This window comes from Pseudogracilibacillus sp. SE30717A, from assembly GCF_037071985.1.
In the GTDB taxonomy this organism is placed as follows: domain Bacteria; phylum Bacillota; class Bacilli; order Bacillales; family Amphibacillaceae; genus Pseudogracilibacillus.
This window is the reverse complement of record NZ_JAXHDF010000003.1, coordinates 365,483-389,459: the sequence shown is the minus strand read 5'-3', so window position 1 is coordinate 389,459 and position 23,977 is coordinate 365,483. Positions and strand designations below refer to the sequence as shown.

General features: G+C 34.3%; 23 protein-coding genes. 8 read left to right on the top strand and 15 right to left on the bottom strand.

What is annotated here, in order from left to right; translation table 11 throughout:
- Positions 1-139 precede the first annotated feature (139 nt).
- Positions 140-1,060 carry a VOC family protein gene (locus SPD48_RS07005; protein WP_336257361.1) on the bottom strand — a complete coding sequence of 307 codons (921 nt, stop codon included), beginning with the start codon at positions 1,058-1,060 and terminating at the stop codon, positions 140-142.
- Between the two features lie 903 nt (positions 1,061-1,963).
- Between SPD48_RS07005 and SPD48_RS06995 the strand changes: the two genes are divergently transcribed.
- The 3 genes from SPD48_RS06995 to SPD48_RS06985 are packed head-to-tail and all read left to right on the top strand — an operon-like array spanning position 1,964 to position 4,417.
- Positions 1,964-2,737 (top strand): MerR family transcriptional regulator, encoded by a 774-nt coding sequence (locus tag SPD48_RS06995; protein ID WP_336257360.1) that lies wholly within the window; start codon positions 1,964-1,966, stop codon positions 2,735-2,737.
- Entirely contained in the window at positions 2,734-3,675 is a 942-nt protein-coding gene (locus tag SPD48_RS06990) for an ABC transporter ATP-binding protein (protein ID WP_336257359.1), read from the top strand. Before SPD48_RS06995 ends, SPD48_RS06990 begins: the two co-directional genes overlap by 4 nt.
- On the top strand, positions 3,653-4,417 hold the full coding sequence (locus SPD48_RS06985; protein WP_336257358.1) for a hypothetical protein: 765 nt from the start codon (positions 3,653-3,655) through the stop codon (positions 4,415-4,417). The genes SPD48_RS06990 and SPD48_RS06985 overlap by 23 nt, the downstream gene beginning before the upstream one ends.
- A gap of 398 nt (positions 4,418-4,815) precedes the next feature.
- Here the strand turns inward: SPD48_RS06985 and SPD48_RS06980 are convergent, their stop codons facing one another.
- From SPD48_RS06980 to SPD48_RS06970, 3 genes are read right to left on the bottom strand one after another with little or no spacing between them, the layout of a single operon-like run.
- Entirely contained in the window at positions 4,816-5,184 is a 369-nt protein-coding gene (locus SPD48_RS06980; protein WP_336257357.1) for a YxeA family protein, read from the bottom strand.
- 1 nt (position 5,185) lies between these two features.
- On the bottom strand, positions 5,186-7,045 hold the full coding sequence (locus SPD48_RS06975) for an ABC transporter permease (protein WP_336257356.1): 1,860 nt from the start codon (positions 7,043-7,045) through the stop codon (positions 5,186-5,188).
- Positions 7,032-7,799 (bottom strand): ABC transporter ATP-binding protein, encoded by a 768-nt coding sequence (locus SPD48_RS06970; protein WP_336257355.1) that lies wholly within the window; start codon positions 7,797-7,799, stop codon positions 7,032-7,034. Before SPD48_RS06970 ends, SPD48_RS06975 begins: the two co-directional genes overlap by 14 nt.
- Before the next feature lie 156 nt (positions 7,800-7,955).
- Here SPD48_RS06970 and SPD48_RS06965 point away from each other — a divergent pair, with 156 nt between their 5' ends.
- Together SPD48_RS06965 and SPD48_RS06960 are read left to right on the top strand one after the other, a co-directional pair.
- A complete protein-coding gene (locus tag SPD48_RS06965) occupies positions 7,956-8,657 on the top strand; it encodes a response regulator transcription factor (protein WP_336257354.1) in 702 nt (233 codons plus the stop codon).
- A gap of 24 nt (positions 8,658-8,681) precedes the next feature.
- Positions 8,682-10,061, top strand: coding sequence for a HAMP domain-containing sensor histidine kinase (locus SPD48_RS06960; protein WP_336257353.1), 1,380 nt, complete (start codon positions 8,682-8,684; stop codon positions 10,059-10,061).
- Positions 10,062-10,507: 446 nt separating this feature from the next.
- Here the strand turns inward: SPD48_RS06960 and SPD48_RS06955 are convergent, their stop codons facing one another.
- The 5 genes from SPD48_RS06955 to SPD48_RS06945 form a co-directional block, all read right to left on the bottom strand.
- The gene (locus SPD48_RS06955) at positions 10,508-11,167 is read right to left on the bottom strand and encodes a hypothetical protein (protein ID WP_336257352.1); all 660 of its coding nucleotides are present in this window, start codon (positions 11,165-11,167) and stop codon (positions 10,508-10,510) included.
- 156 nt (positions 11,168-11,323) lie between these two features.
- The gene (gene erm / locus SPD48_RS06950; protein ID WP_336257351.1) at positions 11,324-12,064 is read right to left on the bottom strand and encodes a 23S ribosomal RNA methyltransferase Erm; all 741 of its coding nucleotides are present in this window, start codon (positions 12,062-12,064) and stop codon (positions 11,324-11,326) included.
- A 56-nt stretch (positions 12,065-12,120) separates the two neighbouring features.
- Positions 12,121-12,180 (bottom strand): erythromycin resistance leader peptide, encoded by a 60-nt coding sequence (locus SPD48_RS19930; protein WP_442962127.1) that lies wholly within the window; start codon positions 12,178-12,180, stop codon positions 12,121-12,123.
- Between the two features lie 36 nt (positions 12,181-12,216).
- Complete coding sequence (locus SPD48_RS19925; protein ID WP_442962125.1) at positions 12,217-12,261, bottom strand: ErmCL family antibiotic resistance leader peptide; 45 nt, start codon at positions 12,259-12,261, stop codon at positions 12,217-12,219.
- A 380-nt stretch (positions 12,262-12,641) separates the two neighbouring features.
- On the bottom strand, positions 12,642-12,806 hold the full coding sequence (locus tag SPD48_RS06945) for an aspartyl-phosphate phosphatase Spo0E family protein (protein WP_336257350.1): 165 nt from the start codon (positions 12,804-12,806) through the stop codon (positions 12,642-12,644).
- Positions 12,807-13,274: 468 nt separating this feature from the next.
- Here SPD48_RS06945 and SPD48_RS06940 point away from each other — a divergent pair, with 468 nt between their 5' ends.
- Both SPD48_RS06940 and SPD48_RS06935 read left to right on the top strand, forming a co-directional pair.
- Positions 13,275-13,961 carry a response regulator transcription factor gene (locus SPD48_RS06940; RefSeq protein ID WP_336257349.1) on the top strand — a complete coding sequence of 229 codons (687 nt, stop codon included), beginning with the start codon at positions 13,275-13,277 and terminating at the stop codon, positions 13,959-13,961.
- Positions 13,936-15,990 carry a sensor histidine kinase gene (locus SPD48_RS06935; protein ID WP_336257348.1) on the top strand — a complete coding sequence of 685 codons (2,055 nt, stop codon included), beginning with the start codon at positions 13,936-13,938 and terminating at the stop codon, positions 15,988-15,990. Before SPD48_RS06940 ends, SPD48_RS06935 begins: the two co-directional genes overlap by 26 nt.
- A 460-nt stretch (positions 15,991-16,450) precedes the next feature.
- Here the strand turns inward: SPD48_RS06935 and SPD48_RS06930 are convergent, their stop codons facing one another.
- The 6 genes from SPD48_RS06930 to SPD48_RS06905 all read right to left on the bottom strand — a co-directional run bounded on the left by SPD48_RS06930 (position 16,451) and on the right by SPD48_RS06905 (position 22,871).
- The gene (locus tag SPD48_RS06930; RefSeq protein WP_336257347.1) at positions 16,451-17,245 is read right to left on the bottom strand and encodes an SDR family NAD(P)-dependent oxidoreductase; all 795 of its coding nucleotides are present in this window, start codon (positions 17,243-17,245) and stop codon (positions 16,451-16,453) included.
- A gap of 114 nt (positions 17,246-17,359) precedes the next feature.
- Entirely contained in the window at positions 17,360-18,361 is a 1,002-nt protein-coding gene (locus tag SPD48_RS06925) for a helix-turn-helix domain-containing protein (protein WP_336257346.1), read from the bottom strand.
- Positions 18,362-19,365: 1,004 nt separating this feature from the next.
- Complete coding sequence (locus SPD48_RS06920) at positions 19,366-19,545, bottom strand: hypothetical protein (protein ID WP_336257345.1); 180 nt, start codon at positions 19,543-19,545, stop codon at positions 19,366-19,368.
- 270 nt (positions 19,546-19,815) lie between these two features.
- Entirely contained in the window at positions 19,816-20,991 is a 1,176-nt protein-coding gene (locus tag SPD48_RS06915) for a M56 family metallopeptidase (RefSeq protein WP_336257343.1), read from the bottom strand.
- Between the two features lie 9 nt (positions 20,992-21,000).
- Complete coding sequence (locus tag SPD48_RS06910) at positions 21,001-21,375, bottom strand: BlaI/MecI/CopY family transcriptional regulator (protein ID WP_336257342.1); 375 nt, start codon at positions 21,373-21,375, stop codon at positions 21,001-21,003.
- Between the two features lie 614 nt (positions 21,376-21,989).
- Positions 21,990-22,871: a LysR family transcriptional regulator gene (locus tag SPD48_RS06905; RefSeq protein ID WP_336257341.1), complete on the bottom strand. Its 882-nt coding sequence runs from the start codon at positions 22,869-22,871 to the stop codon at positions 21,990-21,992.
- A 119-nt stretch (positions 22,872-22,990) separates the two neighbouring features.
- Between SPD48_RS06905 and rarD the strand changes: the two genes are divergently transcribed.
- The gene (gene rarD / locus SPD48_RS06900; protein ID WP_336257340.1) at positions 22,991-23,917 is read left to right on the top strand and encodes an EamA family transporter RarD; all 927 of its coding nucleotides are present in this window, start codon (positions 22,991-22,993) and stop codon (positions 23,915-23,917) included.
- Positions 23,918-23,977: the final 60 nt, after the last annotated feature.

The window sequence follows — 23,977 nt, the reverse complement described above, 5'->3', positions numbered from 1 at the left end:
ATATCCTCACTTTTCTCCGTTTCCTAAACAAATATCTATATACCGATAGCTTTTTAACCCTCATTCCACACTATTTCCGAATATCCTGTATTTTTAATGTCGAGTGATTCTACTATCTTATCTAAAACGGTCTGTATTTTCATTCTCCATTGTATGCTTTCTGTAACTCCGCAAGTTCAAGCTTATTCATTTTAAGAGTTGCCTGACTAACACGTTCAATTTTTTCTGGTGTGCTACTCCCTCCCATCATCTTTTCCATTTCTCTTGGCACAATCTGCCAAGACACTCCATACTTATCTTTCAACCAGCCGCATTGCTCGGCTTCAGGAACCGCAGACAACTTATCCCAGTAGTCATCAATCTCTTCTTGTGTGTCGCAATATACCATAAATGAGATTGCCTCGTTGAAACTAAATTTATGATCTTGTGCACTGTCCATTGCAGTAAACCAGTGGTTCTCAAGCATAAAATCAGAAAACATGACGGTTCCTTCTTTGTCGAGTTCCATGTCCCCGGGATAGCGAGCAATCAGCCCTTGCTTTGAATTCCTAAATACGGATAAATAAAAATTCATCGCATCTTCTGCTTTACCGCATTTATCACCGACAAACATGAGCGAGGGCAATATCGATGGCCTCTCATCACCTTCTGGATTGGTAAGGATTAACTGCCACGACAAACCAAACTTATCTTGAATCCAACCATATTTCTCACTAAACGGATACTTATCAAGTGGCATTAGCACTGTACCGCCTTCGGACAATTTGTTCCAAACCTCAGTTAATTTTTCACTCGCGTCTATTTCCCGCGATGGATCAAAATTAACCATGAACGACACCGACGGATTGAATTTGAAAAAAGGCCCTGCATTGATCGCCATAAACTTCTTTCCCCACAACTCGAAAGAGACTAAATTAGATTCGCCTGATGGTGTTTCTTTGAGTGTTGTTACATTTATAATTCTTGAGTCTGGGAAAATGGAAGTATAAAACTCAGCTGCTTCATTTGCCTCTTTGTCAAACCATAAATGCGGAACGATGTTTTGATTTACTTCTACCATTTTAATTCCTCCTTTTTGATTTTAATCGTTTTAAAGCTTATCTAGCAATTCTTCAAGCCAAAAGACTATCAAGTCAATACTAACAAAGGGGTCGTTCCCTATCAACAGAGTAAACTCTTATGATCTTTTATTGTTTTAAGGCAGGTGATCACTTTCAAGAAATAACGAATCAGTTTTGTGAAGAAGCCGGGTTTACACCTAACAGAGGTTGATGAATTTGCGGCAGTTAACAGCTCTGTCCAAAAAGGGATTTGGGTTCGTTCTTGACGAAAGAAGAAAAAATAAATGATTCTTCCATCCGATTAATTCCAATTGAAGAGCCTGTGTGCCAAATTCGTTTCAATAAAACCTAATTCGTTGTGTACCTTAGGGGTTCCTCGATCCTGATATTCGAGTGAAACCTAAATTAGCTTTCAAAGACTCAAAAAACTGACTCGACATCTGTTTTACGTTTTTTCCATTAGATTTCACCTGTTTCTTCGTTTGAAAACTTTTCTCTCACATATTCTTTTTGATATTCCCATTTTTCATTGTAAATAATTATACAACCATAGCATTGTATAAATTTACATCAGGGTAAATTCATTTTATTTTCAGATGGAGTATCTAATACAGTAAGAATCGATCAGAACAAGAGCAACAAGGGTGGATACATTAACGATTTTAATAAAATTGGATTTTTTTAACATTGGACGCCCTTGTTAAACAAGGCGTCTTTTTGGTATTAGTTTTAGATGGTGCCCATCATATCTGGATAGTGCCTTCTTATTCCAATAATGCGTTTTTGAATAAGCACATTGTTATTGTATAAGGCGTTTTGTTATATTAAATTTAACTTTTCCCTACAAACTACTTGCACGTGACGTTACGTCACATGGTTTAATAATGTTAAGAGGTGATCATGTGTGTGAAAAACTGTACTCTGTTGGTGAGTTGGCAGCATTGTCTGGAGCAACCATCAGAACTATTCAGTATTACGATAAAATCGAGTTGCTTGTTGCAAAACGAGATAAAAATAAAAAACTTAGGTACTATACACAAAATGACTTATTAACCCTTCAACAAATTCTCTTTTATAAAAAGTTAGGTGTTCCACTCAAGGAGATTAAAAACCATCTTGTCAATGTCAATAATAAGCACGATATAAGAGATATTTTAAAAGATCAAGCCGAAATTCTTTTTCAAAAGGAAATGGAAATCAAAATGAATATTGCTATTATCGAGGCCATTGTTGCAACCATTGATACGGGTCATTCAAATCAGGACTTGGAATCGATGATGGAACTTGCACTTAAATTGAATAAAGAAACGATTCTCGATTATTCTACTGTTTCATTTGACCAAAAAACAACTGAACTTTTTAAAGAAAGGGATCCCAACTATAAAGAAATCGTTGAAGTTTATTGGCATTGGAAAAAACTTATTTTGGAGGCCACATCGCACAAAATAAATAACGTTCCTTACAAAAGTGATACGGGTTATCAGTTAGGAGAAAAATGGTTTGAATTTATCGAAAGAGCGACAGATCACAATTCTGAAGTGATTGAAGCTTATACTAGCGGTTTGGAACAAAGTCATCAATGGCCGGAAGAGGATCTGTTTTTATTTAATTTCTGTAATGATTTTATTGATGGTGTATATAAATATTATTGTGAGAAAAAGGGTGAGAAGAATTGATAAAATTAAACAATTTAACGAAAAAATATGATCAAAAGACAGTTGTAGATCAATTGAATTTAACATTTAAACCAGGTGTGGTGACAGGGTTTTTAGGACCTAATGGTTCGGGTAAATCGACAACAATGAAAATGATTATTTCACTCGTACATCCCACCTTTGGGAAAGTTACCGTGGACAATAAAAGTTATCGTTCCTTGGCTGAGCCGACACAAAAAATTGGTACATTAATTGATCCTTCGGCTATAGATGTTAACTTAACAGCACGTCAACATTTATCATTCATCTCAACAGCCGCTAATATTGATAAAAACAGAGTTGAGGATATGTTAAAAACTACAGGATTGGAAAAAGTACAAAATAAAAAAATAAAGTCTTTCTCTTTAGGCATGAAACAACGATTAGGAGTTGCAACTGCTTTAATAAGTAATCCCGATACAATTATTCTTGACGAACCATTTAACGGTTTGGATGTAGATAGTATTAAGTGGCTTCGGAAGTTATTTAAACAGCTTGCAGATGAAGGGAAAACTGTTATTGTATCGAGTCACCTGATGAGTGAGATACAAGCCGTAGCCAATCGTATTATCATTATTGCGCAAGGTAAACTGCTTGCAGATATGACCATTAAAGAAATGAATCAAAAAAGTTTAAATTCTTTTGTCTATGTTGAAGCAAATGATTTGGCTAAAATGACTAAGGCTTTAAAAACAAATGGTGCTGAAGTGGTGCAAAAAAAAGATAGTTTGGAAGTACGGAATTTAGATTCAAGAGAAATTGGTCATCTTGCTAGTGAACATGATATTGTCATCTACCAGCTCAAAAAAGTCCAACCTACATTGGAAGAATTATTTATGGAAATAACCAAAGGGAAAGCCGATTACGTATCACATAAGTATGAAAGGGGGAAAAACAATGAAGCACTTAATCAAGGCTGATTTTAAGAAAATCAATTTTCTGTCAAGCCATCGAAATTATTTAATAGTTTTATGTTTGTTGAGTATATCTTTTGGTTTAATTTTTTTATTTACCCTTGGAGTGACTCAGGGAAAGAATTTAACTGAACTGCCAGCTATGGAAGTCATTGATATTTCATTGCTGGGGATGGATGTTGCGGCCATCATGCTGATTATTTTTACAGCAACTTTTATTTCCAAAGAGTTTTCACATGGTTCCATCCATACATCTTTGGCGATTATGCCACTTCGTCAAAAGTTCTATCTCTCTAAATTTTTTTTTATCATGATTTTATCTCTCATTATAAGTATAACCTTGACTTTAATCATCTTTGGATTAGATCAAATTGTCCTTCTTGCAAATAACATGCATACAGTTTCACTCAACAATCAAGCATTGCTGTCTAAACTGATTGGGACTGTCATTCTGCCGTTATTTTATAGTTTATTAAGTGCAGCTGGTACATTTTACTTTCGATCAGCTGCCGGTGGAATTATGTTCGCACTTGGCGTTATGTTCCTACCTGCTTTAATTAAACTGTTCCCGGCTGGTTTCTCAGACATGGTTTTAGTGTTGCTACCGGAAAAGTCATTGCATGCCCTTGCTGAAATGGGTACTCTCACATTTAATGGTCAGTTGATGAGCGCCATATTAATCCTTTTGTCATGGATACTCATTTCAAATATCCTTGGATTGTGGAAACTAAAAAATGCTGATTTCTAGTAAATTTCATAAAGAAAAGATTGTTTATATCTTACTCCAAGGGAAAAGCCATTCCCATATTTTATATTGGAAGCGTTTGAAAAATATAGAACGAATTTTAATACTTAATTCACCAGTAATTGATATAGCTGCCAGAAATCTAATTTATAATTTGTAGAGTTAGGTCTTAAGAATATGTGATTAATTAAATATAGAATATCTAATAAAATTAGCACATCACCTCCTCAACTGAGAGCCAATCGTACCGAGTGGCAAATCTCTGTGCATTTAAAACTTTTTTAAATATATCTAGAAGAAAATCTATGTATCTTCCACTGATTATATTTTTTAAAAATGCATAAATATAGTCGGAGCCTATTTTACTAGGCACCCGACTATACTTTTCTGTAAGGATTTCACTATTCCTGTTCCTTCAGTTTCTTCTGGACTTCTGCAGGAACATCCTCCCACTTCACTTCATCGTATGAAGTAACTTTATTTCCTTGTTTTACATATAGTTTTAAAAATGCTCCTTGACGTAATTCCTTTTGTGCGGAAAACTCCACTTCTATTGCTTCCCCTTTTTCATTAAATGCTGTTTGCTTATATAAATAGCTAGTCATCACTTCACCAGTATCTAGCTTATCTTCTTGTATTTCGGTCGATTCTATAACTTCTACATATACATTATTCTTCCCCATACGATTAAAATCTACTGTTGTCAATAATACGGCTCCCACGACTAGTAATAATACTAAAATACCGATAAAACCAAATAGTTTTTTCAATTTAATTCTCCTCCTGCATCGTTGTTTGATAAAATCCTCTTACGGTAATGAAATAATAAATGATGTAGATGAGTGTGTATGCGAGCATCCACCATAAGATCGGCTTCCATAAATTCATTTGCAATAAATTTGAAAAAGCAATTAGAGCGACAGCCCCATGCATTAATCCGAGGATTAATGGTGCGACAAATACGAAGCCCATTTGATAACGAATCGTTTGCTTCATCTCACGTTTGGATACACCAATTTTGTAAAGAATCCCGTATTTACTCTTATCTTCTTCTGCTTCTGTCATCATTTTAAAGAAAATAATGCTTCCTGTTGCTAATAGGAACACTAATCCTAAGAAACTTCCAACAAACAATAGAGTGCCTGAACTTTTTAATGATTCTTGATAATCACGAATTGCACTTGAAAAATTCTCCGTACCAAGGGAAGAAGCTAATTGCTCAGATAAGTCTGCGTGCTTTTTATAATTATCAAGTTGAATGACATGATAATCGATTGCTTTATGATCTAATGCTTCAAACTGTTCATCACTTAAGACAAGCATGCTTCCTGACAGCACTTCTATATTAACAATAGATGTGGTGTACATTTTACTAATCTGATACGGATTGCCATCCACTAATACTTCTTCAGTCTTTTCTGACCAACGTTCGTCGTAGAAAGGGTCTATCAATAATGCTTCTTCTTGTTTATTGTTTATTGATTCAATATTATCCCAGTCCAACGCTTGCGCAAGCTGTTCAAATGTTGATTGATTAATAATATTGTATTCTCTATCCATTTCTTCACTAGAAACACGTATATTTTTCACTTCAAAATCAATAGCAACTTCTACCGACTCATCTGAGATTTCATGTTGTGACCCTTGCCACATAAAGGAAAATGGTGCAAATGATTGAACAGTTTTATCGGTGTTATAATACATCCCAAACACCGCACCACCAGCTGTAATCGTTGTTGCGCTTAAGATAGTGATAATTGTTAATGTCTTAGCATTACCACGAATACGATAGAGAAGCTGTGAAACTGTCATCACATTAAGACCTTTCCAAGCCCAACCTTCTCTTTTTTTCAATTTGGTTAAAACATAAACGAGCACACTATTAAATAATAAAAAGGACCCAATAATCGTTAATCCAATGATTAAAAGTGGTGTAGCTAAACCTAGATGGTGCCATACATCTGACGTCATCAAATCTTGTAATGCCATCCAATAAGCTAGAATTAAGGATAATAGACCTGCCAATGCGATGATTAAACGTGACTTCGGTTTTTCTTCTCCTTTATTAGCAGCTTGAAACAAATCAATTAATTTAAATTTATAAATAACACGATAGCCAAGTAATGAAGTAACTAGGAAGATAGCGAAAAACACAATAGATGTTTCAATAACGGCCTGAGACGAGAAAGTAAATCCTAGTTCCATCTGAATTCCCATCAATTTCAGTAAAATAGCTAAGAAGAGTTGAGATAAAAAGAAACCAAGTCCAATCCCTATAATTAATGAAATAATTCCAATCATCATATTTTCGAAAAAAAGTAGATAACCTATTTTCTTTTTTCTTACCCCTAATAAAGAGTACAATCCCACTTCTTTTTTTCGTTTTTTCATAAAAAACGTATTGGAATACAAAATAAAAATCGCCACAAATATCATTAACACGAAAGCAGAACCACTCATAATACCTCTTATTTGTCTGGATGTTTCTGCTAAGCCACTTAAATTATCACTATATTTTAATGTAGCAAAAGTAAAATAAATAATAATTGAAAACACGGTTGCTCCAATATAGAGAGCATAATGTTTTAGATTACGTTTAATATTTTTAAGTGCTAAGTCAAACATTGTCATGCTCATCACCGCCTAAATTTGCCAATTCATCTAAAATGAGTTGAAAAAACTCTTTGCGTGTCCGATTACCACGAACCATTTCTTTCGATAATTGCCCATCTTTTATAAAAAGAATTCGTCGGCAGAAACTTGCGGCATAGGCATCGTGTGTGACCATCATAATTGTAGCTTCTTGTTCAATATTTAAGGAACGCAGATTTTCCAAAAATTCAGTAGCTGATTTAGAATCAAGTGCTCCTGTCGGCTCATCCGCAAATAATAGTTTAGGCTTCGTTACTAATGCACGAGATGAAGCGGTCCGTTGTTTTTGTCCACCTGAAAGTTGATACGGATATTTATCTAATAGATCTTCAATGCCAAATGTTTTGGCTATAGAAATTACCTTTTCGTTAATTTCTTTGGCTGGCATTTTAGCAATTGCAAGTGGTAATAAAATATTTTCTCTTACCGTTAAAGAATCTAGCAAATTATAGTCTTGAAAAATAAATCCTAAATGATCTCGTCGAAAGTCTGCCAACTTATCTTCTTTCATCTTCGCAATATTATCTGCTTCGATAAAAATATCTCCACTCGTTGGGGAATCGATTGTTGCCAGTACATTTAATAATGTGGATTTCCCAGCACCAGATGGTCCCATTACACCGACAAACTCACCTGGTTCTATTGAAAATGTTATATTTTTAAGAGCCTCAAAAGTATTCGTGCCTTTCCCATATGTTTTTTCTACATTGTTTACTTTTAATACATATTCCATTTGTTATGCACCTCTTTCGTATACATTTACTATACATCGTCAGCCTTACATGAAATACACGGCATCCTTACAAAATCCTTAAATTAAGTATTACTAAATAAAAAACTGTTATGATAAAGAGAGGTAAATAGGATATATAGTGAAAGGATGTAAAATATGGAGGAACCACGCATATTAATTGTCGATGACGAAAAAGATTTATGTCAGCTGATGAAAACTACGTTAGAAAAGGAAGGTTTTTCCTTAATAGAAACGGCCGGTACCGTACAAGAAGGTTGGGAAAAATTCGTGCGGTTCTCACCTAACATTGCCATCTTAGATATCATGCTTCCAGACGGTGAGGGGTACGATCTTTGTAAAAAAATCAGAGAAACATCGCGCATTCCGATTTTATTTCTATCTGCCAAATCAGATGAGGTGGATAAGATACTTGGGCTCGCGATAGGTGGGGATGATTACATTACCAAACCATTCAGCCCGAAAGAAATGGCTTATCGTGTAAAAGCTCAGCTTCGGCGAGCCGGTGTTTATACAATGGATCCTAGTGCTCAAACTGCGGAAAAAACAGTTGGAATATTTACGATGAACGCTGAGGAAACAGAAATATGTAAAAATGGGCAACGCTTGGAGTTAACAGCAAAGGAAGTCGGATTAATGGCTTGCTTTCTTCGCCACCCTAACCAAATTTTAAGTAAAGAAACGCTATTCCAGACTGTTTGGGGAGAGGACTTCTTTGGAGCTGATAATACCTTAATGGTACATATTCGACGGCTCCGTGAAAAAGTGGAGGATTCCCCATCAAAGCCAAAGCATATTGTCACAATAAAGGGGCTAGGTTATCGCTTGATCCCAGAATAAGAAGCTAGAAAAAGGTGAGATCGATTGAAATGGAAAATTACGCTACGATATTTACTATCTATTCTTAGCATTGTTATCATTGTATTTGTTATAAATACAATCATTTTCCTTGGATTTCTTTACTTTCAGGGTGCGCAAGAGACCAACCAATTTGATAGTAATTCCATGGAAAACTTCACTCGTACGTTTCAAAAATATTTATATATAGAAGACGATGAACTACTTGTCTCGTCTACCGGTCAAGAAGCTTTAACCCAATACGGTGCTTGGTTACAAATCCTCGACAAAAATGGGAATGTTCTCCATTCCTATCATGCTCCTGAGGATGCTACTGACCACTACAGTCCCTTTGAACTGATTCATAAATACAAGTATATGGATGATAAATTGAATACGTATTTTATTGGGGAATTTGAGAATTACAATTATTTAGTAGTTGTTCCTAATTCATCAGAAAGACGTTTTGTTTTAATGATTAACGGACAAAAGACGCTGCTCTATATTACCCGATTTCTAGGAGCAATCTTTATTATCAATTTAGTCATTGCTACTATTGTAGGATTTTTATTCAGTACAATATTAACGAAACCTGTTGATCATATAATTAAACGAATTCATTCTTTAAAGGAGCGGATATTTGAAGCAGAGAAGCCGAAGCGACCAGGCATATTTAAGCATGTCTTTGCCAATTTGAACGATGTGGCGAATACAATGAAAGATTTTGAGCAGGAACGTCAAAAACTAGAAGAGATGCGTAAAGAATGGATTAGCAATGTCACACATGATATTAAAACGCCACTTTCTTCCATTCGTGGGTACGCAGAATTGTTGCGAAGTGAAGAACTTTCGGATGCAGAAAGACTAGAATATACAGAGGTTATTGAACGTCAATCTCTTTATATGAGAGAGCTTCTAGACGATTTTAATTTAACGATGCGATTACGGAACCAAGAGCTACCTCTGAACCTACAACAGACTAACATGGAACAATTTGTTCGGGAATTGGTCATTGATTTATTAAATGATCCACAATTTAGTTCGAAGGATATTCGGTATAACAGTCAGACTACGACATTTTATTGGGAAATTGACCAACATTTAATGAAGCGTGCTTTACTTAATTTTATCTATAATGCATTACTTCATAATGAAGATGATGTCGAAGTCGATGTTTTTGTAACAGATAACCGTATTATAATTTCAGATAATGGAAAAGGTATTGCTAAGGAAGAACAAAGGTTCTTATTTGAGCGTTATTACCGTGGCACGAATACGAGTAACGTTCATGGAACAGGACTTGGTATGGCTATCTCACGTGATATCGTTGAAGCACATGGAGGCACTGTTCAATTAACAAGTGAAAAAGATAAAGGAACAACAATCGAAATAAAAATGGAAAATTAAAGGGAACAAAAGAAGTTTTTTATCTATTGAATATGTGAATCCCCATCACTTAGTTAAACCTTACAGTTTACTTGAAGTGGTGGCTTCTCGATTTTTATTATGTGTGCAAGATGCAACCGAAATTTAACCCACCCGTTTGAAACCGACTAAAATAACTTCCAATCCATAAACATATTGTTAATCATAGAATAACTTTTTCAATTCAAAAAATTTCCATCGTTTATATGAAAAGTAAAAGAGCAAACTAATAATGTAATCATGTGGATACAAACCATTTGGATGATGTGCATCCATCCAATAGAATATACCTTTCAACAATCGTCCCCAATTGTTGAAAAAGAGTATGCTCATAAATAATTCTACGCTCTTTTCCGATTACCCAAATAAAAATCCCTACCAAATTATTTTTGGTAGGGATTTTGGTAAGGAACTATAAACGCACCGAGCTACATCTCATCCTTACTAATATTCCATTGAGCAAATTTAACGATTTGATCCATTGAATTACCGAATGCAAAGCGATACAAATCAGCTTGTTCTGTATCAAAATAATAATCGGCTATAACAGTTTCTCCAGGCTCAATCATCTGATTTTCCATTGGTGTTCCTTTATCATCTTGAAAAAAGTCTACTCTAAACGCTGGGAATAATTCAATATCATCTAAATCCTCATCACCGACAGTCGGTTCAAAAATAGAGTCAAGTGAGAAAGCTTTCTCATCGATATTTTTTATCGTCACGTTTGCTTTAAGAAATATTTCATTATATATCCTCTCACCTTCAACTTCCTCCTCCTCTACTGATTGAAAGTCGTTTAAAGTGATTTCATACCGATCATTTTCATCAAGAACACCACTGATTACAGTACCTGTCTCGCCAATTTTCAGTCCTTTTTGATGTCCACTACCAATGATTTCCCACTCATCTTCATCTTTATCATCATTCTTATCGTCTTCTATTTGGTTATCTTCTTCATTTTCTAATCGTTCTTCCGATTGATTATTTGTTTCATTGCTTGCATTTTTTGTTCCATTTTTATCACTGCAAGCTGTTATAAACAATATTGATATGGATACGGATAAAAACAAAATTAAAATTCTTTTCATTACAAAAGCTCCCTTTTTCGATTACGAATATTAATGCAGTTGGTAGATTATCACAGGATATTATATCATTATACTATCCTGCCTTATAATTTAGATTAATTTTTCTTGTTGATAATTACAGTAACCCTTGCTCCAAAATTATCGACCGCATTCACTTTACTTTAAATGATTAAATAACTTATAACTATTGAAAAGAGATTGAAATTGATTAAAGTCAACATTTCTTAAATCATTTATTCCTGCATGTTTTAAAGCTTTATTAAATTGATTTTTTGTAAACAATTTTTTATATTCTTTGTTAACCCACTTCATCACAAAGTATTTATATATTTTTCTCTCTCTGGATGACATTTTTGTTGATTTCCTTTTTAACATGATTAACGCACTGTCCACTTTAGGTTTTGGATGAAAATAGTTTCTAGGAATTTTTGCTAAAATAGAAATGTCCACCTCTGACATCAGGAGTAATGCTAGTGATCTATTAGTATTTAATAATCTTTTAGCAAACCCAAATTCTACAATTAAATAACTTATCGTAGCCGTACTTTCGAAAACTATTTTTCGAACAATACTTGTACTTATATTATAAGGTATATTACCGTATATTTTATACGGTTTTTGGTTAGGAAACTTAAACTGCAATATATCTACATTGGCAATTTGATAATTAGAATAGTTTAAGAGCTTATTATGTGTTATATCGCATAATTTAGGATCAATTTCTATTGCCGTTACATAATTACACCTTTTTACAAGCTCCAAAGTGAAATGACCCTTACCTGCTCCTATCTCAAAAACATTATCTTTAACGTTTAAATTTATGCGATTTATTATTTTTTCTAAATAGTATTTTGAAGTAATAAAGTTTTGACTGACTTTTATATTTTTTTTGTTCATTATAACCTCTCCAATAAGGTTACAACGAATTAATTTCCACTATTCATTATAACCTTTTATTTTTCATTTGGTTGATAATGAACTGTATCTATTACAAAAATACAAAAAATACCCATGTCTATATTCTCCTTCATTATTTGGTCTAGTTGACATTAATAATGAAGGTTATCAATTACAAAAATAGAGTATAAACCCATTAGAATTCCTCCTTACATTTGTAATATTACCACAAATGAATAGATAATCAATTGAACAATAATTAATCGATTTTTATCACCTATTTATGCAATGATTCAATCAACAAACATACTATATTGAAATACATAAATAAAACATTCTCTACCAAAAAAATCTTTGTAGGGTTTTTGGTAGGGAACTATTTTACCTTTTTATCCATTCAAATTAGGTAAAATAGTTGTTGTCAACTTGCTTACTAATGACCTTACAAAGTTTTCAATAACAAGGAAAAATTATCACGGAAACGTTTACAAATACTAAGCAAAAGCATTGAATGCTATATATCTAAAAAATATCAGTTACTAAAATCCAGGATAGCCAACGATATTGCATGAATTTTTTATTCGATGTTCTTTTTTTGTGTCAATTCCATATATTCATTAATCAACTTATCTAATTCTTGGCTAATTTGAATAGTTAACGAATTATTCATACCATTTTCGTCACTGATACGAATCATTTTTAATTTTAAAGCTTCAATTTTTTTACTTAATTCCTTTTCCAAACCTATTTAACTCCTATTCTTATCTCACATGATACACAAATTCTAGACTATTATTGTCTATCACTTATTTCAACAAAAATGCTCCCCTAAAAATCGAAACAACGTTCAATAATTGCTTCATTTATTCAAAATATAATATCGGTTGTTAATTCATAAAGAAAAGTAGGCATATATACATAATTATTTTGTTGAAAATCCAAGGTTGATCATGATACACCACTATCAAGGATTAGATTACATCTAAGAAATATAAAGCCTATTTCCCCCCTATTACCAAATATTAAGAATTCCTTAAGAAATTCATTCGCCAATCGATAAGAATTGGTTGTTATGTTAAATGTAACCTTCAAAATCATGGTGGAAGGGGGATTTATTTTCACTTTAAATTGTTCATGATAGATTAGCTCAATATGATACAATCTGAAGAGAAATGAAACGGACAAACGTTTCTATGAAGGGATGGACGAAATGAATATTTTAGTATGTGACGATGAGAAAGAAATTGCTGATGCAATCAAGATATATTTGGAGAATGAAGGTTATACGGTATTCAAAGCTGCGGATGGGCTTGAAGCAATTGCACAGCTTGATAAACACGATATTCATTTAATTATTATGGATATTATGATGCCAAAAATGGATGGAATAAAGGCAACAATGAAAATTAGGGAGGAACATCATATTCCACTAATAATGTTGTCTGCGAAATCTGAGGATTATGATAAAATACTTGGGCTTAACATAGGGGCAGATGATTATGTGACAAAGCCATTTAACCCCCTTGAATTAATTGCTCGTGTAAAATCACAATTAAGAAGATATACTGCACTTGGCAGTATGGAAAAAAAACAACATATCCATCAAACAGGTGGACTGATGTTGGATGATGAACAGAAATTAATCACAGTGGACGGAGAGCCAGTCTATTTGACACCTGTACAATATAAAATATTAAGATTTCTCACAGTGAATGCTGGAATAGTATACTCTATTGAAGAAATTTATGAAAAAGTTTGGAATGAACCATCCTTTCATCCAGAAAACACGGTCGCTGTACATATTCGTAAAATAAGAGAAAAAATTGAAATAAATCCAAAAGAACCGAAATATTTAAAGGTGGTGTGGGGAATTGGGTACAAGGTTGAAAAAATTTAGCCACTCAATTTTAGGAAAAACAATTGTATTTCTGCTGATGATTGCCTGTGTAGCAGGTACAATTCATGCAGTATTCAATATTTTTAAAATAACGAATGGAAATATCGAAATTATTTTTGAAAATAGCTACATAGAGAGCAGCTTCTTCAAAATGGAAAATGATCATACGATCAATCAACTTGCTCAACTTATTGATACATATAAAAGCGAGGAAAACATTTTAGAAGGTAATACAATAAATAATGACGAGTTAGAATTTCGAATAGAAGAGTTGTACTGGGATAGAGAAGATGAAGCATATAATGAAACAGAAACGACTGATAAAATTAGGGAAGAAATGATTGCTGAGGAACTAGAAAATTTCCAGATGATTGTAAACAATCTTGAAAAGGAAAAGGATCGGCTATATTATGCGACAGATGGCGAACATACATTTTCCAATACAAAACAAACGAAAAATGAACAATTTGAGAAATATCCAATTCATTATATTAGTGAGGACTATGATTCGAAGATGTATCCTAGTAAATTAGAACAGTACGATCCCTTTTATGGAGGACAACATATTTATCGGTCATCTAACCCTGAAAATACGAAGATATTTGTAGGCTATACGGAAAACTATGTTGATACATTTTCAAGTGAGTGGAATGAAAAAAAGACGGCTGCCATGAACAAACTCTATTATTTACTCGTTTATGTTACAGTGTTTTTCCTAAGCCTTCTTTATTTGATTGTTACGACAGGAAGAGTTTCTTTTAAAGATAAAATAGTACACATGCATGTTATTGATAAACTTTATGTTGAAATTAATATTATACTGTTACTTGTATTAACAGGAAGCTGGTTTGTGGCTATGAATGAAATTCAACCTTATTTTGGGACGGTGGGTTGGATAGTCTATTCCATTACATTATTATGCGTAGCTATATGCACTTTATTATTATTATCACTTATTAGACATATAAAAAATAAAACATTTTTCAGTCACTCTTTATTATACATTGTGGTGCGTTGGTTTTATCAATTTGTGAAAGATATTTATGATAGTGGTAGTGTTGGTATGAAAATAGTAGTTGTCGTGATTGTATATCCCATTATTACTGCAGCGACATTATTCTTTTTTCCAATTACAATCGGAGTTGCGGTCTGGCTTGCGCTTAAAAAAGTGAAGACTTTCAATAAAATACAAGCTGGAGCCAAAATGATGAGAGAAGGAAATCTACAGCACCATATTGATATTGATGGAGATGGGGAGTTTGCGACACTTGCATCAAATATTAACGGGATCAATGAGGGCTTTAAACAGGCGGTCCATAATGAATTGAAAAATGAGCGCATGAAGACGGAACTTATTACAAATGTATCACATGATATTAGAACACCACTTACTTCTCTAATCACATATACAGATTTATTAAAAACAGAAACAGACCCCGAGAAAATTCAGGAATATATTGAGATACTAGATCAAAAATCAAAACGACTGAAATTGTTAACAGATGATTTATTCGCCGCCGCAAAGGCTTCGAGCGGGGATATACCTGTTGATTTACAGGAAATTGATATTGTTGCTTTGGTAAAACAAGGGATTGGTGAAGTAAGCGAACATATTTCCACAAAAAATCTTGCATTCAAATTTAATTATCCAAAGGAGAAGATGTATGTCATAGCAGACGGGAAACTACTATGGCGCTCCATTGAAAATGTTTTATCTAATATTTTTAATTATGCACTAGAGGGTTCAAGGGTATATATCGACATTACCAAAGAGAGTGATAGAACTGTTATTAGTTTTAAAAACATTTCCAAATATGAATTGAACATTACTGAGGAGGAATTAATGGAACGATTCAAACGAGGGGATGAATCGAGATCTGGACATGGAAGTGGGCTTGGGTTATCTATTACGAAAAGTCTTATTGAAAACCAGAACGGAAAATTCGAAATAAATATTGATGGTGATTTGTTCAAATCAATAATATATTTACCGACAGTGGAGAAAGATGATACATCTAAAATGAGATGATAAAAAGGATCCAAAGTTTTAATCTTTGGATCCTTTTCGGTGTTTACATAGTAATAAATTTAATAAGAAAAGCAAATGACTCCATTCGACGACCTCATTTCTAAAAAACCAAGTCAGTCTAGTAAATTCTTGTTAAATAACTTTATCCGGTTGTAGCACACCCATATTACTTTTTTCCAAACATACTGAACCTATTCTTATTTTTAAAGAGATTATTTATGCGACTCATAAGAAAACACATCGATTTCGTAGTATTCTAAACCCTAAGTTTTTTTCTAAATACTGTTCAACCTTTGGTATATCGTCCTTATCATAAACATTCACCCATAATGTTGGAACAGTTTTCCCTCTGTATCTTCTCCACCTATCTTTGTACTTTGAACATTATATTTATCCCATACCGAGTTCACTATAATATTAGAATATCCTATTGTTAAACAGTTTATGGAATAGAAAAATATTAGAAAATAGTCGGTACCATTCCCCCATCCATACGGATTGGAGAACCTTTAAATGCGGATGCATAAGGACTGCACACAAATGTCGTCAGTCTACCAATTTCTATCGGCTTGATAAATCGTTGTATTTCAGATTGAGGTAGGTTTGTAGTCATAAATTCTTTCTCTTTTTCTGAAAAAGTCATATCTGCATTAGGGTATATACCCTCAATTATTTGATGAACATTTTCAGAGAGTGTCGGTCCTGGCATGATTGTATTGACTGTAACTTCTGTCCCTATAGTTAATTTAGATAAGGTTTTTGACAATGACAATAGCATTGATTTTGTCATACAATACTGAGGCATTTGTCCTGAAGGCATGATTGCTTCTTCACTCGCAATAAAGATAATACGACCGTAATCATTTTTTAACATTTTTGGTAAATAAAATTTAGATAAACTATTTGCAGCAAGAACATTCGTACGGAAGTATTTTTCCCATACTTCATCGTCAATGTCCTCATATTTCATAATTTCATAAATACCCATATTGTTAATTAAAATATCAATAGTGGGGTATTTTTCAAATAAAGCTTCTCTTTGCCCCATATCGACAATATCTGCTGTCGCATTTTGTGGAGAGGTAGTCGGGAATTCCGATTTTATTTTATTTACAATTCGTTCTACCTCTTCATAATTTCGTCCATTAATTAATACATTGACACCTTCTTTAGCAAGTTCAAAGGCAATTGCTTTCCCTATACCTTTTGTTGATCCTGTAACTAAAGCTGTTTTATTGTTTAATCCCATATCCATAATAGATTTCTCCTTTACCTTTTATGATTTTAATAAATACGCTTCTACCCTTTGAGGTAATAATTAGTGTAAGAATGTGAAAAAATTAATTCTAAGCCAAATCCAATTTATCGATTAAGTACCTAAATGTTTAGTACGCCAATTAAAGGGAGTATCACCTGTCCAAATACGGAAGGCACGGTAGAACGAGTTCTGGTCTTCATATCCAATCATGAAGGCTACCTCTTTAATATCGAACGCTGGGTCTGCCAAGTACTCTCGTGCCAACTCATGTCGGACTTGTGTCAAAAGATGCTTGAAGCTCGTGCCTTCGTCAGTAAGACGTCGCTGCAAGGTACGATCGCTCATTCCCAACTCACTTGAGACAGTCTGAATGTCAGGGCGCCCCCCTGATAAGCTACGTTTTAAGATCCATTTGACCATTTCGGTAATTGAGCGACTGCTTTGCTGCTCATCCAACGATTTGTCCAAGACGGGAGTCAGAATCTTCAGCAACTCTTCGTTGTAAGAGACAAAAGGGAGGTCCAGATCTCTCCGATGTAATGTTAACCTGTTACTATTTGCACCAATTCGTATTTGGCAGCCGAAGTAAGCTTCAAGTGCCTGTATGTCGCCCATCGACTGCGTAAACTCGACAAATTTCGCTATTAACGGTTGACCTGTGCCTCGACGTCCAAGCTCCAAGAGAAATGCCAGAGTGATTCCAACCAGCATAGGTGGACCCGATTGCTCAGTATTCAACCAATCTAGTTCAATTGTACAGTTCTCATCTCCCTCGGTGATACGTAAGCTTTCAGGGGGACACATTTGTTTGTACCGTGCCATTCGGTTTAGCGCGTCACGGTAGTCACGAGCATGGTAAGTCGCTAAGACTGCAGGTGGGTAATGTGCTGTTTCAAAGACAGTCGTAAGCTTGATAATTCCTTTGGCAATGTCATCAATAAGATCCGAATATGCCTCCCAAATCGCGAAATATTGGTCGTTGGTGACAACTGGATCAGTAATAATGGTGAGCGGTAGTTGTGCTTTTCGAGCCACGTCTTGAGGGGCAATCCCTAATTGGTGTATGCCTGCCCAAAATCCTGCCGGGATTTTAATACGAGTATTAGACTTCATTATGGGTCCTCCTTTAGCTATCTCACATTCACTAGTTTTGGTTGTGATTGTGTTCTGCCTAGTTAACGAGACAGATATTATTTTACCTATTCAATGTAGCCTTGTAACTAGCAAAGGGCGACATTTTACTAGCCAACTACGTCGAATAAATCCGTTAGTAATAAATACCATTAACGCACTGAAGCTGCCGTTTATACAGTCAGCTTTATAACAGACACCCTAAATTATCCTATTTACCAAAGTGTTTTTTTATTTGTACCTACATATCAGAAAGCCACCCATTTATAATCTTGGACTTAAATGGATCTTTGCATTAAATTAATTTACCCGATATCAATATGACTATACTTCACAATATGGCTCGGTTGTGGAGGAGTAAGATTCCGTCATAATTGTTTTATAGGTTTATAAAAACAAACAAACTGTATCGAATAAAATAGTGCAATTTGCACCTAATCAAATATTTGTTGAATTCTGTTACTAATTCCAAAACTTATCATGCAATACGAATTATTGAGGAAATGAGGTGTGCAACAAATGGAACATATCCAATTATCTCTGTTTTGGAAATCGTCATGGGAGCTTTTTCTTCAAATACAAATAAGCCTTTCCCACTTTACTAGCTGGTTCAGTTAATATCTTTTCTTTTGGGTATGAGGGGAAAGAAAAAGAAGGTTATATACGATAACTTACCCCATTAGAATGTGAAAGTTTGATGGGATTACCAGAGGGCTGGACAGCTTTTGGAAATAAGGGGGAAGCCATTAGTGATTATGTAAGATATAAAGTGATTGTACCATGTGCTGAATATATATTTAGGAATGTTTATAAAAAGCAACTATTCAAGTGTAATGTTTTGGTTACTCACACTTTTTTAATGGGTATTCGGAAAACAGTATGGAAAATAATAAATAACCGATTCTTAAAATATAAAAACAAAAACAGAACAGCACATAAGAATAATGAAAGAAAGTGCTATCCTGTTTACTCCACAATCACACCCGTTAATGGAAAAATGGGAATCCCTGAAAAAGTGAGATAGTAATAATTAGTGTGGATAAAGTACCAAAAGAGGTTAAAATAATGATTTTTCGGTTATTCTGCTTCTTTGAAGGTTTGATTAGTTCATAAATCGCAGCAATCCATATAAATGCAGATGCAATTACAATAATACTCATAGTCATATCACGTACATCCTCTTATCTTTAATTTTTACACCTTATCAGTAAAGCATTTGCCAATAAATGGCCCGTTTGTGGAACAAAGGACTATCTTACTGATTTATTATTCTATTTTAACATATGAGTTCCACACTACAATCCGAATACCTTTTTAATTTGTTAGATCAATGAATGGAGTCGGTTTTCTTGGAAGAACAAGAAAAAAGGTGCTGGAATGGATTAATAGCCATGAGTAATTAACTACCATAACAACAAAAGCACAACATATTTTCGTTATTCCTCTTCTAAAATAACTTCATTTTTTTCGATTTGTTTAAGAATTTTTTTCCATTCCTCTTTTGAGAATTTCGGTTCATCAGATAATTTTACCGAAACTAATTCATAGGAACCTCCTTCTGCTTGTTCTTTACTCTCATTACTAGAATTTACTGCTATTGCTTTATCATTTCGTTCTATTACACCACCTGCATACGTATAAACAGCTGTAGACGTACCAATTATTCCAACGGCAATCATTGCTGTTAATGAAATTATCTTGGTACGCTTTTTCATTTTTTTCACATTCATCATCTTAATCAATCTCCTTTTTAATTGCTTACCGTCACTGGATAAAGAAGAACAGAATCGAACAGGCAATTCTTTTGAATCTCCTATTACGTTTAAAATCGTTTCGCCATAACGCTTTCTCTCGGCATAAGACATGTCTTTGACTACCTCTTCATCACAAGATAGTTCACTCAATTTATGAATATACCTACGAAGAACATAAATTAAAGGATTAAACCAATGCAAAGCATTTGCGCCTAACACAAGCACTTTAATCCATAAATCATTATGTTTCAAATGAATCAACTCATGATGTAAGACCATAGACATATCCACACCTGCACTATTCTCCTGCGGGAGATAAATAGTCGGTTTCCTCAAACCTACCAGAATAGGACTCTGAATAACTGGACTGTAAGCAAGACCAACATTCTTTTTAATACCAAGAGCGCCCTGTATCAAAACAAGCTGTTTAGCTATCTCCGTATACTGGGAAACAGGAGTACAAGTATGTTGTATTTTCTTTAAAAATCTAAGATAAGAGTATACCTGCCATCCAGCAAAAGCTACCACTCCCATTCCCCATATAACTAAAAGAATAATCGAAATGTCAGTAGAAACACTAGATGGTGTGAATTGCCAAAGAGAAACATTCGATACAATCGAATTCCATTCCTCCAAATCTGATACGGATGTATGCGCACTCAAAGGGAGAAACGACCAAATCCATTGAAGAAGAAGTCCTATAGGTAGAAAGAAAAAAACAATAGCCATCTTCCCTATTCTATAGTGCCATCTAACGGAATTAGCATTTGGTAATAATAGGCGCAGTACAAAAAGGCAAACAACAATGATGCTTCCTGTAACAGTCAGGGCAAAAAGTAGTTGAATCATCATACTCATAAACACCACCTACTTTTCCGAGAACCATTTTTTAAGTTCTTCAATATCTTGATTTGAAAGTTTATCACCATCATATAAAGCTGAAATTAAATTTTTTACTGAGCCTTGGTATAATCCATCCAGTACACTTTTAGTTTCCATAAGCTTGTAATCTTCAAACGAAATTCGGGGTATATATTTGTTTGCTCGACCATGCCTTGTAACTGACAACGCTCCTTTATCCACCAAACGCGACAAAAACGTGGAAATAGTCTGTCCCTTCCACTCCTTTCCTCGTTGTGAAAACAAACGTAATAATTCAGTCGAAGTAACTGGTGGTGTACATTCCCAAATAACCTCCATCACTTCCATTTCAGTATCCGATAACTTTTGAACCCTGTTCACAGTGAACACCTCTTTAATTTTCATTATGCGTCCATAATAAATCTATCCACTACATTTCGTAGTAACACAAATGTACTACATGATATAGTGGATTGTCAAGTGAATTTAAGTAAATAAAAATCTAGAACATTTAAAGTATCAAACTATCCAATCCTTAATTTATTAGATGCCTAAAAATGTTCCCTACCAAAATTCAATGAAAAAACAAAAGTCCCTACCAAAATTTTTTCTTGGTAGGGTTTTTGGTAGGGAACTATATTATTTTTAATGTATATTCTTCATTTTTGAGTAGGATAAATGCCTTTAAATAGGCATTCCCACTTCAAATCAAGTTAGCTCTTATTCCCAACCTACTTTCACGGTGCTAGATATAGAGCAATATCTTTGATTTTAAAGATTTTTCAAGAAGTATCAACTCATATAATATGATATTAAAAATTAAAATAACGCAATTTTAATGCAATAAATGCAAATTACTTCACCGGTTTAGCCGAATCTAGGCGGAGAAGATTTTATGCTTTTTTTCAATAAACAACGAAGTACTATTTACGAAGTGATCATTCAATATTGAATGTTGTTTAGGGGTTTATTTTCGTTATTAATTGTGATAAAGATTAAAAATCGGATTTGTGAGAAATCCAGAATTTTGTTAGTTCAAGAAATTTCTCAGCTGCAGGTGATAATTGTTTAAAGTCTGGAGCTGAGATTCCAATTGTCCGATAGACATCATCACTAATGTGTTTTGTACAAATCTGATCAAGATGATCGGGGAGAGTCATTTCGGGGATGATACTAATCCCTAATCCCCCTTGAACCATAGCAACTATGGAGTGTACATCCTTGATGACAAACTTTATGTTTGGTATTATGTTTTGATTTTTAAACAGTTTTCGTACATGTTCATCACATCCTTTATACGGCATAATAAAGGGATCTGATTTTAGCTGTTGTATCGATATTTTTTGATGCCTACTTAGCTCATGGGTGGATGGAAGCAGCAACTTTAAACGGTCGTCTTTTAGCGGATAAAAATCTACAATTCTTTTATCTTGTTCTAAGATAAAGCCTACATCCACTGTTCCTGTTTGAAGCCATTGAACAATTTCCTCGTACGATCCTTCCCGCAATTCTACTTCAATATGAGAAAATTGTTGATTAAATCGCCTTAGAATATGAGGCAACCATTTGATCGTAACACTCTCAAACGTTCCGATGCTAATTTTACCTTTTTGCAGACCGGTGATCGCCTCTGCTTCCAATTTCATTAGTTGTATTTGTTGTAGGATGTTTCGTATATAAGGAACGATCATCTCTCCGTTTGGAGTAACCTTGGCTCCCAAACGATTCCGAACGATTAGCTGGAAACCCAACGCAGCTTCAAGATTTGCAATAGCATGACTTACTGCTGATTGTGTTAACCCCAAGATATCTCCCGCTTTTGTAAAGCTTTTGGTTTCCACTACTTTTAGGAATACTTCTATTTGAATAATGGTCATCGGTACCCCTCCTAGCCTTTACATTAATTTTATTCATGTAATCAATTATAAACATTCGTTTTACAAATGAAAAGAACTATTTTATCGTATAGATAAACCTTTCTTAAGGAGGAATTCAAATGATTAAAAAGCTTTCTGACCAATCTACTGGTGTGATGTATACGGTTGCTTCGTTTGTCTCATGGGGCATCCTTCCCATTTACTGGTATTTCTTGCGAGAGATCTCTACTTATGAACTCTTCGCTCATCGAATTCTATGGTCTTTTGTTTTTGCTTCGTTCATCTTGTTTTTTATCAAGGGATGGCCGCAAGTGAGACAAGTGTTTGTCCATGGGAAGATGGTCTTTTGGACGTTCATTGCCGCGCTCCTCATCAGTACGAATTGGTTTATATTTATATGGGCCGTCACAACTAATCATGTCATCGAAGCAAGCTTGGGGTATTACATCAATCCACTTTTTAGTGTTGCACTTGGTGTCATCATCTTAAAAGAAAGGTTGAACAGATGGAAGGTCATCTCCCTATTTACCGCCACTGTCGGCGTTTTCCTCATGTCGGTTCAATTTGGTCAAATCCCCTGGATTGCGCTAATAATTGCTTTATCATTTGCGTTATATGGTTTGGTCAAAAAGATGGTTAAAATAGATGCTATCGTTTCAGTTACGTTAGAGACAATGTTCATCTTGCCTCTAGTACTATCCTTTTTGGTTTTCATTGAGGTGGAAGGAACCAGTTCACTCAGTCGAATTTCACTCGTGGAAACTCTATTGCTTTTAGGAGCGGGAGCCGTCACAGCATTACCATTGTTATGGTTTGCAAAAGGTGCACAACATGTTCCTTTATCAACATTAGGCTTCCTCCAATATATAAATCCAACCCTTCAGTTGCTTGTTGGCATTTTCATTTTTCGTGAAAGCTTTACTATTTTACATCTTATTAGTTTTGGCTTCATCTGGATAGCACTCGCCATTTTTTCCGTCTCACAATTCAACTTTAGGCAGTATTTTTCCTTTAAAATTCCACAAAGGAAAAAATGCTCCGATTAGTAAAAACAGTAGCCTTATCATTTTAAAGATGACTCCTCAAGTTCATGATTGGGGAGTTGT